The organism is Amycolatopsis sp. NBC_01286 (genome assembly GCF_035982555.1).
In the GTDB taxonomy this organism is placed as follows: Bacteria; Actinomycetota; Actinomycetes; order Mycobacteriales; family Pseudonocardiaceae; genus Amycolatopsis.
The window spans coordinates 6,149,121-6,160,983 of sequence record NZ_CP108428.1 but is presented as its reverse complement, the minus strand read 5'-3'; the positions used below and the strand labels follow the sequence as shown (position 1 = coordinate 6,160,983).

Annotated in this window: 10 protein-coding genes; 2 read left to right on the top strand and 8 right to left on the bottom strand. The window is 70.3% G+C overall.

The annotated features are described in order from the left end of the window. Nucleotides 1–5 precede the first annotated feature (5 nt). The 7 genes from OG570_RS29415 to OG570_RS29385 form a co-directional block, all read right to left on the bottom strand. Complete coding sequence (locus OG570_RS29415) at nucleotides 6–1,184, bottom strand: cytochrome P450 (RefSeq protein WP_326952381.1); 1,179 nt, start codon at nucleotides 1,182–1,184, stop codon at nucleotides 6–8. A 69-nt stretch (nucleotides 1,185–1,253) separates the two neighbouring features. Then, the gene (locus tag OG570_RS29410) at nucleotides 1,254–2,768 is read right to left on the bottom strand and encodes an ArnT family glycosyltransferase (RefSeq protein WP_326952380.1); all 1,515 of its coding nucleotides are present in this window, start codon (nucleotides 2,766–2,768) and stop codon (nucleotides 1,254–1,256) included. 83 nt (nucleotides 2,769–2,851) lie between these two features. Continuing rightward, nucleotides 2,852–4,072: a low temperature requirement protein A gene (locus OG570_RS29405; RefSeq protein WP_326952379.1), complete on the bottom strand. Its 1,221-nt coding sequence runs from the start codon at nucleotides 4,070–4,072 to the stop codon at nucleotides 2,852–2,854. Between the two features lie 33 nt (nucleotides 4,073–4,105). Further along, entirely contained in the window at nucleotides 4,106–4,678 is a 573-nt protein-coding gene (locus tag OG570_RS29400; protein ID WP_326952378.1) for a TetR/AcrR family transcriptional regulator, read from the bottom strand. After that, on the bottom strand, nucleotides 4,671–5,507 hold the full coding sequence (locus tag OG570_RS29395; RefSeq protein ID WP_326952377.1) for an alpha/beta fold hydrolase: 837 nt from the start codon (nucleotides 5,505–5,507) through the stop codon (nucleotides 4,671–4,673). Before OG570_RS29395 ends, OG570_RS29400 begins: the two co-directional genes overlap by 8 nt. Before the next feature lie 551 nt (nucleotides 5,508–6,058). Next, on the bottom strand, nucleotides 6,059–7,258 hold the full coding sequence (locus OG570_RS29390) for an MFS transporter (RefSeq protein WP_326952376.1): 1,200 nt from the start codon (nucleotides 7,256–7,258) through the stop codon (nucleotides 6,059–6,061). A 73-nt stretch (nucleotides 7,259–7,331) separates the two neighbouring features. Continuing rightward, nucleotides 7,332–8,594 carry an ATP-grasp domain-containing protein gene (locus OG570_RS29385; RefSeq protein WP_326952375.1) on the bottom strand — a complete coding sequence of 421 codons (1,263 nt, stop codon included), beginning with the start codon at nucleotides 8,592–8,594 and terminating at the stop codon, nucleotides 7,332–7,334. 280 nt (nucleotides 8,595–8,874) lie between these two features. On the opposite strand from OG570_RS29385, the gene OG570_RS29380 reads away from it, so the two are divergent. Both OG570_RS29380 and OG570_RS29375 read left to right on the top strand, forming a co-directional pair. Next, nucleotides 8,875–9,666, top strand: a complete 792-nt coding sequence (locus OG570_RS29380; protein ID WP_326950773.1) for a hypothetical protein — start codon at nucleotides 8,875–8,877, stop codon at nucleotides 9,664–9,666. Nucleotides 9,667–9,775: 109 nt separating this feature from the next. Beyond that, a complete protein-coding gene (locus OG570_RS29375) occupies nucleotides 9,776–11,152 on the top strand; it encodes a cation:proton antiporter (RefSeq protein ID WP_326952374.1) in 1,377 nt (458 codons plus the stop codon). Here the strand turns inward: OG570_RS29375 and OG570_RS29370 are convergent. Beyond that, nucleotides 11,149–11,817, bottom strand: coding sequence for an RNA polymerase sigma factor (locus OG570_RS29370; RefSeq protein ID WP_326952373.1), 669 nt, complete (start codon nucleotides 11,815–11,817; stop codon nucleotides 11,149–11,151). The two genes, OG570_RS29375 and OG570_RS29370, sit on opposite strands and share 4 nt — an antisense overlap. Nucleotides 11,818–11,863 lie beyond the last annotated feature (46 nt).

The following is an 11,863-nucleotide window of genomic DNA, read 5'->3' as shown; positions in this document are numbered from 1 at the left end:
GAGAATCACCAACCCACGACGTACTTGCTCACACCGCGCACGGCGACCTGAGGCTTCCAGGCGATCTCCCCCGTGACCCGCAACGCGGGCATCAGGTCCAGCAGCGCGCGCAACGCCTCCTGCAGTTCGACGCGGGCCAGCGCTGCGCCGAAGCAGTGGTGCGCGCCGTGGCTGTAACCGAGGTGCGGGTTCTGCTCGCGGCCGAGGTCGAGCGTGTCGGGCTCGCCGAACCGCGCGGGGTCCCGGTCGGCCGACCCCAGCGACACCAGCACCCCTTCGCCCGCCGGGACGAGCGTGCCGCCGACCTCGATGTCCTCGGCCGCGTACCGCGGGAAGACCGAACCGGACATCAGCGGCACGAACCGGGTCAGCTCCTCGACCGCGGACGGCACCAGGTCCGGGTCGTCGAGCAGCCGCTGCCAGCCGCCGGGGGTGTGCAGCAGGACGTCGACGAAGTTGCCGACCTGCGCGGCGGTCGTCTCGTGCCCGGCCAGCAGCAGCGAGTTGCCGAGGTCGACCAGCTCGTCCGCGCTGATCCGGTCCTCGTCGTCCTGGGCGCGGATCAGGGCGGAGATCAGGTCGTCGCGCGGCTCTTCCCGGCGCGCCTCGACGAGGGACGCCATGTAGCCGCGGAAGGCCGCGTGGTTGGCCATGAACTCTTCGGGGCTGATCGGCGTCGTCGAGAACACCCAGTCGGTCCAGACGCGGAACTTCGGCCGGTCCCGCGGGGGCACACCGAGCAGCTCGCAGATCACCTGCACGGAGAACGGCAACGCGAACTGATCCACGAGGTCCGCGGTGCCACCCTGCTCCTTGAGGCCGGAAAGCAGCTCACGCGCGAGGGTCCGCACCCACGGCCGCAGCTGTTCGACGCGGGCGGCGGTGAAGGCCTTCGCCACGAGCCGCCGCAGCCGCGGGTGGTCGGGCGCGTCCAGGCCGAGGATGCCCATCTCGGCACGCATCGGGATCACGCGCGGCCAGTCGTGCTGCGTGCCGAGCTGCGTCGAGAACCGCCGGTCCCCCAGCACCTGGCGCGCGTCGGCGTAGCGGGTGACGAGCCAGCCGGGTTCGCCGAAGGGCAGCCGCACCCGGGTCAGCCCCGGCCGCTCCCGCGCCTCGGCGTAGGCGTCGTCGAGCGCCAAGCCGTCGCCGTGGTTGAACGGGTAGGACGCGGTGGTATCCACCTGACCCCTTTCGCCGGTGCCCGGACGGGCGGCACGCTAACACCGGTGACACTGGGGATTTCCCGGGTATCAGACGTGGAAGTCCCGCAGCTTCGGCCACAACGCCGCCCAGCTCTCGGCCCGGCCGGTGGCCAGCCACAACGGCAGGCCCTGGCTCGTGTTCGCGATCCCGAGCCCCTCGTCGACCGTGCCGACGCGCCGGACGTTCGCGAAATGCCCTTGCAGCGCCAGCGGATCCGGGCCGGCGTAGAGCACGCTCGTCGCCGAATCCGGCGGCGTCACGAGTGAGTGGTAGCCGCGGTTCGGGCTCGCCGGCTCGGGCAGGCCGAGCGCCGGGCCGTAGTGGTCGACGGCACTGGCCTGCCAGTACATCCGCGTCACGATCGCCGTGTGGGCCGGGTCCGGCAGGGCGTGGTAGGTCTTCGCGATCGACGCCGTCACCTCCGGCCAGCCGACCTCCTCGGCGGAGAACACCGACTTCGGCAGCCGCGGGTGGTCCCGCAGCCACGATTGCGGCCAGATCGGCAACGCCGTCGGCAGCATGATCACGACCGTGAGCAGGTACACCGGCCAGGTGGCGGCCCACCGCCACCAGCGCGCCGCCCGCCCGCGCTCGAGCTCGACCGCCGCGGCCGCCCAGCACACGCCGTAGAGGCCCGCGACGTAGTACTGCCGCCCGGCGACGACGACGAACAGCACGGTGAGCCCGGCCGTCGTCCAGCCGAGGAACCGGTATTCCCGCAGCTCGGGTGCGCGCAGCAGCCGCCAGCCGCCGTACCCGAGGAGCAGCGCCGCGACCGGGAGCCCGGTCAGGGCGAGCATGACGGGCAGGATCATCGCCCGGCCACCCGGCATCGCCGCGACCTCCTGCGAGATCGCCGTGCTCATCGCCAGCTGGGGCCAGCCGTGCGTGGCCTGCCAGACCAGCGTCGGCACGACCGCGGCCGCCGCGATGAGCCCGCCGAGCCACAGGGCGGGCCGCCGCAGCAGCTCGCGCGGACCGCACGCCAGCACGGCGATCACGGCGACCAGCCAGAACGCGCCGATCAGCAGCTTGGTGTTCAGCGCGATGGCGGTGACGACGCCCGACCACACCAGCAGGCCGTCGGCGCGAGTGCGGACCCAGCGCACGAGCAGCCACACCAGCAGCGTCCACAGGAACGGATCGAAGGTGGACGTCGCCAGGTAGTGGCCGCTCGCCACGAACTGCGTGGACACCGCGAACGTCGCCGCGCCCAGCACCTGCGCCCGGCGGCCGCCACCCATCTCCCGGGCGATCAGCGCCGTGAGCACCACGGACACGACCATCACGACCATCGCCGGCAGTCGCAGGACGAACACCGAGTCCGGCGCGATCGCCTCCATCGCCCGGGCCAGCAGCGGCACGAGCGGCGGCTGATCGGCGTACCCCCACGCCAGATGCCGTCCGGCGGCGAGGAAGTAGAGCTCGTCCCCGAAGTAGCCGTACCGTCCCGCCACGGCGATCAGCAGGAGCCCGAGCAGCCCCGCGACGACGAACACGGGCGTCCGCGCGAAGGGCGCCGTGTCCCTGACCTTCCGGGGGGCCGCGAAAAGGGCGGTCAAGGTCACTCCCATCGAACGAACCGGGCGGCGAGCACCGAGCACGCTACCGGCGGAAGCACCGGAACTTGCCTAGATTCTGCTTGTCAGGCACCGCCCTCGGCCGGTGCCATGCGCCGTTCGAACCAGAGGTGGGCGAGCACCACCAAGGCCATGCAGGCCACCAACGTCCGGCCGCCGATACCGTGGGCGAGCAGGCCGAGCAGGAGCGGGACCACGATGCCCGTGATGATCCGCGAGATCGTCCGCTGCATGTCGGAGCTGTGGCTGGCCACACCGGTGACCACGCCGAGGGCGAAGTAAGTCGCGACCGCGCCGCACAGCAACCAGCGTCCCTGCCCGGGCAACGGATCGGACCCGTGCTTCATCACCGACGAGAGCGACACCGCCACGGTGGCGACGACGCCGGTGACCAGGCAGTGCAGGCCGAGCGCCGCACGGGCGGGGATCCGGCCGGCCCGCAGGTGCGGCAAGCCGGCGTAGCCGAAGACGACGGACAAGCCGAACATCCCGGCCAGCAACACGAACGACGCGAGTCCGGTGGCCAGTACGCCGACGTCGTAGTGTGCCTCGGCCGCGGCGCCGATGACCTGCACCACCGATTCACCGAGCACGATGATCATGAAGAGCCCGAGCCGCTCGGAGAAGTGCGCCGGATCGACCGACACCCCGTGGATCACTGGCAGTTTCCCCTCGGGGCGCGCGCCATGCCGGGAACCGGCTCGCGTGGTGAGTGCTGTCTGGGCTTGCTTGAGGAGCTTGTCGCCGGACACGGCCAGGATCAGCAGCAGATCGAGAGCGATCCCCACCGCCCAGAGCACGAGCGTCCACCGCCCGTCGACCCAGATCGACGCGATCCACGGCAGCAGCCCGGCCGAGTACTGCACGACCGGGAAGTCCAGCAGCACTTCGCCCCGGCGCCACGACCGGGACCCGTAGACGCGTGTGGCGATGTAGGCGATCGCGAACACGGTCGTCGGGTGGGCGTCGCCGTCGTGGCCGAGCACCGAATGCGCCACGCCCGGCACGGACGCGACCATCACCCCGAGGCCGAACATCCCGATCATCAGCCGGATCACGCGGGTCTTCCCGGCCGCGACGTTGCTGTACAACATGAAAGTCGTCCACGACAGCCAGAAGGCCAGGAACAACAGTGTGTAGAGACCGAGCGCCGCGGCGTCCGGTTCGGACCCGAGCACGTGGGCCAGGGCCGCCACGCCGGCCACGACCACCAGGTCGAAGAACAGCTCGGCCCAGCTCGCGTGCCGCTCGGTCCGGGTGTCCTCGGCTTCGTCGGCGGTGTTCACGGACCTGGCAACTCCTCACGAAGGATCAGCGAATCAGGCCCCGTCCAGGGACCGCAAACCGTGGTCGATGAAGTCGACCATCCAGGTGAAACTGTCGTCGACACCCACGTCGATCTGGAACCCGTTGGCCGCTTCCAGCGTCGCGAACCCGTGCAGCATGGTGCGCACCATCCGCAGGACGTGGATCTCCTGACCGGAGCCGATCCCGTACCCGCGCACCATCGCCGCCCACGAGGCGAGCACCCGGTCGACCACCGCGACGAGCGGGTCGTCGGGCCCGGTCGAGCGGGCGGCGTTGCCCGCCGCGTACCGGCCGGGGTGCTGCTTCACGTACGTCCGCATCGCCTGGGCGCCGGCGGTGAAGGCGTCACTGCCCGCCCGGCCCTGGATCGCGTCGCGGATGGCGTCGGCGAGCTCGTGCCCGGCTTGGACCGCGATGCGGTGGACGAGGTCGGCCTGGCCGGCGACGTGCTTGTAGAGCGAGGAAGTCCGGACCCCGAGCCGCTCGGCCAGCAGGCCCATGCTGAGCTGGGCGAACCCGACCTCGTCGGCCAGCGCGGCCCCGGCTTCGGTGACCGAGGCCGGGGTGAGCCCCGCCCTAGGCACGGGTCAGCGTCTTGTCCAGGAACGGCTGGGCCAGTGCGACGACCTGATCGGGCGTCTGGACGTGCAGGTAGTGCCCGGCACCCTCGACGACCGCCAGTTCACCGAGACCGCGCGGCAGGTCGGCGACGATCTTCTCGCCCTCGGCGCGGGGGTCGGCCCAGTCGGGGTCGACGCTGCCCTCGATGATCAGGACCGGGCACGTGACGTTGGCCAGCTGCGCACCGGCGTCGGCCGGGCTGGTCTTGCACATGGCCTGCAGCACCTTCATCCGGCCCGGCTCACGCAGCTTCGCCGCGATACGGGCCGACTCGCTGTCCCAGTCGGCGGGCTTGACCGGCAGCGCCACGTCGAGGTACTTCAGCCAGCTCTCCAGCCTTCCGCGCAGCATGACCTGCGCCATCTGCGTGTAGCCGGCCCGGAACCGCTTCACCCGCACCAGTCCGCCGAGGTCGAACGACTGCGCGCGGGTGAACGGCGCCAGTTCGATGACGCCGGCGATGAGATCGGGCGCGGTCGCGGCCGCGATGGTGGCGGCGCCACCGCTGATCGACTGGCCGATGATCACGGCCGGACCACCAAGCTGACGCACGACGGCGACCAGGTCCCCGGCGATGTCGGTCCGGCTGTACCCGTCCCAGCCGACGCTGGAGTCCCCACAACCACGGACGTCGACGTTGGCGACCCGGTACCCCTGCGCGGCCAGGGCCGGGGCGAGGAAGCGGTAGGAGTGCCGGCTGTCGCCGATGCCGTGCGCCAGAACGACGAGAGGTCCCTGCCCGGTCACGTCGTAGGCGAGGGTGTTGCCGGCGATGTCCAGGTACTCGGTCATGACGTTCTCCGCAACGTTGGCTAATGCTGTTCGCCGTCAAGCTAATGCAATTAGCCAACGGGCGTCAAGCCCCGCGGCTGGGTCGACGGTGAGGTGCGTGGTCACCGCCCCGCACCCCGAAGCAGCAGCGATTCGACCATCCGGGTAGTGGCGCAGGCCGCGGCTAAACGCCCCCGGCACGCCGAGCGTGGTGTGGATGACCGACCACGCGGCTCGAAGCCGCGGGTCTGAAGGAGGAAGCAGTATTCGTTGAGCGACGCCGGCTTCTCGTATCGGTCAGCGTCCGCCTGGGCCAGTTCGAGCAATGCCCGTCCAGGTAGCCAGGTCGTCTTCGAGTGCGCGGAGCAGCGTACTGGTGCGCGTCAGGTGGTCTGTGACCTCGCTGATCCTGTCCCGGTAAGTCGTCTGGCACGGCGCGTCGGCTTCGCCGAGAGGTGAGACGTCAACGACTACGGCGCCAACCTCCTCCCACAGGAGGCGGACAGCGGCTCACTCTCATCAACGAAGCCCGACCCGCGGCCCTCCAGCAGTCCTCGGCGCGATCCGCTCACTCAAGCCGTGGCGGCGATCACCGTCGGACGCCGGGCCTGCCGGCGGCCGACGGTGACGAGCCCCGTCGCGCCGGCCAGCAGCAACGCCGCCGCGGCGGGCCAGAACCAGAGGCGGCCGGTGCTCGAGCCGTCCAGCAGGAAGCCGGACAGCAGGCCCGCCAGTACCGCGCCGAGGCCCCAGGACATGGTCGTGTAGCCCAGGTAAACGCCGGTCGCCCCGTTCGGAGCCAGCTCGGACGCGACGACGTCGGCCGCCACGATCAAGGCGAGCTCGCCCACCGTGACCACCAGCATCCCGGCGTAGAACCAGGGTGTGCCCGCCGGCAGGCAGAGCAGGCAGCCGGCCGCCATCACCAGGGACCCGCCGCCGAGCAGGACCCACCGCCGGGACATCGCCCAGCCTTCGGTCAGCCGGCCCGCCGCGTGGCCGAGCGCGACGACCACCAGAGCGTTCATCGAGTTGATCAACCCCACGTCGACGTACTGCAGCCCGCGGTGTTCGGCCTCCAGCGGCACCGCCGAGACGAACAGGGAAACACCGAACCACATCGGGACCGTCAGCACGCAGTGCCCCACGAAAAGCTTGTGGCGCAGTGGTTCGGCGAACGCCGTCCGCAAGCTGCCCTGACGGCGGGCGGGCGGGGTTCGTTCCACTTTGCGGTATCGGAGAAGGGCTCCGGCCGCCGCGCCGAGGTAGACGACCGCGGACAACACGAGTACCAGGCGAGGTGCCCCGCCGGCGCTGACCAAAGCGCCGGCGAGGGGTCCGGCCAGCGCGCCGACCTGCGTCGCGACGTAGAAGCCGGCGAAGGACCGCGCGCTGCTGCCGTCGTCCTTGGCCACCCGCGCCAGCACGACGCGGCCGGCGGAGTTGTACGCGGCCCCGCCGGCGCCGTCGATGACCAGGGCCGCGAGCCAGATCGGGAAGGTGATCGACGACGCCAGCAGCGCGTAGCCGGCGGCCTCCGCCACCAGCCCGAGCACCAGTACGCGCTCGGCGCCACGCCGGTCGCAGAGCACGCCGACCGGCAGGGCGAGGCCGCGCCGGAAGACCGCGTGCACGGCCACCAGCGTGCCCACCTCGATCGGGCTCATCGCGCCCGCCCGGAGCGCGACCACGCCCAGCAACGGGATCGTGAGGTAGTACCCCAGGCTGGTCGCGATCCTGGTGACGCCGATGAAGCGCTTCGTCGAACGCACGCGCGTGGACCGCCCTTCCGGACGCGGGCTCGGACGGCCCACGGGATCGCCGGGGCCGTCCGAGGTCAGGGGGTTATCCGATCTCGAGCCGCAAGGTCTTGACGAGCCGGTCGAACACATCGCCGAGGCCGGACACGGTGTCCGCGGTGAAGACGACGTGCCCGTGGGCCTGCCCGGCGTCCGGCGGGACTTCGACGTCGTCGCCGACGGCGCGGTACAAGGTGAGCTCCCGCACGTCCGGATCGGCGTTCACCTGCTCCACACCGTGGATGTTCTTGATCCGCCCGGCCTTCTCCGCGAAGAACAGGTAGAAGCCGGTCGGTTCCGGCTCCGGTTTCGAGGTGAGATCGGGCTGTCTGCCCAACGCCAGGTCCAGCAGGCCCGCCACCATGTCCACCCCGGTGCTCGACAACAGCGACTGGTAGACCGGGCCGCCGCCCAGCCGGGCGGCGGTCTCCAGGATCATCGGGTCCGCGCCGTCCCGGATGCGGAATTCGGTGTGCGTGGCGCCCGTGCGGATGCCCACGGCCCGGTGCGCGGCGGCGGTGATCTCCCGGATCCGGGCCTGGACCTCGGCCGGAAGCCGGCTCGGCGTGGTGTAGTAAACCTCTTCGAAGTACGGCCCGTTCATCGGAAGCGGCTTGTCGTGGATGGCCACCACGTGCGTTTCGCCGCCGACGACGAGGGATTCGACGCTCACCTCGCTGCCGGGCAGGTACGCCTCCAGCATGATCGAGCCCCGGTACCGCGCCAGCGCGGACTCGTGGAGCGGGTCGTAACGGAAGGCGTCCCACGCACCCCGTCTGATCGGTTCGAAGTGTTCGGCCAGTTCCACGAGGTCGTCGACCCGGCGCACGTACATGCTCCCGCCACCGATCAACGGCTTCATGACCAGCGGGAAGCCGATGCGCCGGGCCGTCGCGACGGCTTCGTCGACGGTGCCGGCCAGACCGAACGCCGGCTGGGGCACGTCCCCGGCCGCGAACGCCTGGCGCATCGCGTACTTGTCCCGCGCGACCCGCGCGGTTCGCTCGCCGATGAACGGCAACCCGAGGTCCGCGGCCACCGCGGCCGCGGCCGGCACGCTGTGCTCCACGAACGTCACCACGCCGCGGACCGGTTCCGGTTCGTCTTCGACGAGCGCACGTGCGGCGGCAACGGTCTTCGCGATGTCCGACGTGTCGGCGGCGACCACCCGGTCGGCGAACTCCCGCTCCCACGTGGGGTTCTCCACGATCAGGATCAGCCGTTCACCGTGCCGCTTCGCGTATTCCGCCGCACGGCCGAGATGCCGGCGCCGGCTGGCGTTCGCCGTGTGCAGGATCAAGATGCTCATACGTCCCGTCTCCCCTCGATGGCCGGACCGAATCCCGTCGCCGCTCTTGAAGAGGACGCCGGGTGCCTCCGCTGATACACGGCGCCGTGTATCAGGTGAGGCGGCCGAAATCCTCTTGATGGTGATGAGTGCGTTGGACAGGCCTCGCGATGGGAGACGCAGAGTGCTCGACAACCGATTTCAGCTGGACGAGAACCAGGTCCGGGAATTCAGGGACCGGGGCTTCACCGTGTTGAGGGGGTTCTACGGCGAAGACTTCACGGATTACCTGCGGCACACCATGGGAAACATCCTGGCGCGCCCGACCGACAAGTACCAGAGCGGGTTCAACAGGCTGGCGTTCGACATGTACGACGGGGACGAGCAGCTCGTCTCCCTGCTGACCGACGAAACCTTCAGGGCCGCGATGAACCGCCTGACCGGGCGCGGCATGTTCTTCGCGCAGGCGCTCTCGTTCGAGTTGCGGAAGCTGAAGGACAAGGGTTTCCCCTGGCACATCGGCACGCAGAGCTTCGGCTACCAGCACGCGGACGACTACGGCTGCACCATCTGGGCGCCGCTGGCGCCGATCGACCCGAGCGGCCAGCGGGGCGGGATGGCCTACGTCCCCAAGAACGTGATCTCCGGCGACTTCATGTACTCCGCCGTGGATCCCGCGTCGTTCCGCCTGCTGAAGGAGCACGTCGACGCCAAGGACGACATCACGCTCGAGGAGTTCGTCCAGCTCCGGGACGGCCCGCTGAACGATCCGGCGATGAAGCGGCTTCTGGACTACTTCTCGGTGGAAGACGACTTCGAGATCGGCGACGCGCTGATCTTCGACAAGGACGTCATCCACCGGAGTGTCCTGCTGGAAGACGGCCCGCTCGACACCCGGATGGCGTTCGTCATGCGCTTCTTCTGCGATGACAGCACCTACGACAAGAACCGGGCGCACGACCTGGAGGTGCCCAGAAAGCACTTCTCCTACGCCGGGCCGACGGCCTTCCACCTGGAGGTCGCCGACGAAAGTGGCGCGCGCCTTTCCGACAGCCCGATCTTCGCCGGGCAGGACTACCGGTCGTTGAAGTAGCCGCCGGCCGATCCGGTTGACCGGCCGGTGTCACCGCACCGTGGCCGCTCAGCCGGATCGGCGATCGGTGGACACACACGCGTTCACCCACCCAGGAGCCGAACAAGCCATGAAGGCACCCGAATCCCGCCGTACTCTCGCGGCCGTCGCCGTGATCTCGACGCTGATCACCGTCGGCATGACGCACGCCGTTCCCGAGATCGGGAAACTCGGAAAGCTCGGGGACGGCGGCTGGTTCCGCGTCGTCGGTTTCCTGGTCGCGATCGCGGTGATCGTCGTGGCCGGGCGCCTGGGTGGCTGGGTCGCGGCCCGCGGCCGTCAGCCCCGTGTCATCGGCGAGATGGCGGCGGGGATCTTCCTCGGCCCCGCGCTGCTCGGCCAGATCGCGCCGGAGGTGCAGCGCGCGTTGTTCCCGGCGGACTTGATACCGCACCTCGGCCTGGTCGCCCAGCTGGCGATCATCTGCTTCGTGTTCCTGCTCGGCGCCGATCTTCCCGTAGGGCTGCTGCGCGGGTCGGGTCGCCAGGTGGCCACGCTGGGGATCGGCATGGTGGGCGTGCCGCTCGTCTGCGGGCTGCTGCTCGGCGCCGGGCTGGCCGGGGCGTACCGCCCGGCCGGGGTGGGCCTCCTGCCGTTCGTGTTGTTCATCGGCACCTCGCTGAGTGTCACGGCGTTCCCCGTACTCGTCCGGATCCTCGCCGAACGCGATCTGATCAAGACGAGGATCGGCACGCTCGGCCTCGCGACCGCGGGTTCGGGCGACGCCGTCTCGTGGTGCCTGCTGGTGGTCGTGGTCGCGATGGCCCGCGGTGATTCGGCGGCCACCGCCATCCCGACCGCCGGGCTGCTCATCGCCTTCGCGGCGGCGACCTTGCTCGTGGTTCGCCCGGCTCTGCGGCACTTACTGGCGCTGGCCGGGACGAACACAGCGTTGCGCCGATGCTCGACGTCAGTCGTCCTGCTCTGCGCCGTGTCCGGTGCCTACATCACCGACTGGATCGGCGTTCACGTGATCTTCGGGGCGTTCCTGGTCGGCCTGGCCATGCCGCGCGACAACGTCACCGCACAGCACCTCGGCCGCACCGTCGAACGCGGAGTCACGTTCGTTCTTCCGCTGTTCTTCGCGGTGATCGGCTTCAGCCTGCAGCTCACGTTCTTGCGGAGCCCACGGGACTTCCTGATGTGCGGGCTGCTGATCGTCGTGGCCGTCGCCGGCAAGCTGGGGGCGACGACGCTGGTCGCCCGGCTGACCAGGCTGAGCTGGCGGGAGTCCGCGGGCCTCGGCGTCATGGTCAACTGCCGGGGCCTGACGGAGCTCGTGATGGTCTCCGCGGGGTTGTCACTGGGCATCATCGGCCCGGACCTGTTCGCGGCGTTCGTGGTGATGACGCTGGTGACGACGGTCATGACCGGGCCGCTGCTGCGTCGGCTCAAGCTCGAACGGGAAGCGAGCCGGCCCGCGGACGACCGGAGCATCGTCCATTAGGAGACGGTGGCCAGGTCGAGCCCGCGTTCCTCGATCATGCACCGGAGCTGCTTGAGGGCACGCGTGCGCGTCGGGCCGATGCTGCCGATGGGGATGCCGAGGGTGTCGGTGATTTCCGAGTACGTCCGCGGGGCGTCGGTGTACAACGCGTGGAGCAAGGTCCGCCAGCGCGGCGGCAGTTCCTTCACGAGCGCGCGGATCTCCTGAGCGGTGACGGCGTCGATCACCCGCTCTTCCAGGTCGTCGGCCGGATCGGCGGAATCGCCTGCTCCTTCGGCGCCGTGCGCCAGGTGGGTGTCCCGGCGGGAGATCCGCAGGCATTCCCGGTGTGCCGTGGTCTTCAGCCAGCCGCCCAGGCGTTCGGGGTTGTCGATGCGGACGCAGTTCTCGATCAACCTCAGCCAGGTCAGTTGCACCGCGTCGCCGGCGTCGGCGGGTTGCAGCCGGAAGGAACGCGCGGTGGCCCACAGGAGGCCGCCGTAACTGCGCACGATCTCTTCCCATGCCGCGGAATCCCCGGCACGGGCCGCGCGGAGCAGGTCGCCCATCCCGGCTGCGGGGCCCGCTGGCGGCTCATCCCGGACGAGCAGGCGGCCGGACCGGTGCGTGTTTCGCATTCCGGCGGTGGCCGGACCATTTCTCGACGCTGCTTTCAGCTCATTCATACGTCGGCACTATCAAGCAGGCGGTCGACAATCGGTCGACAGCTCG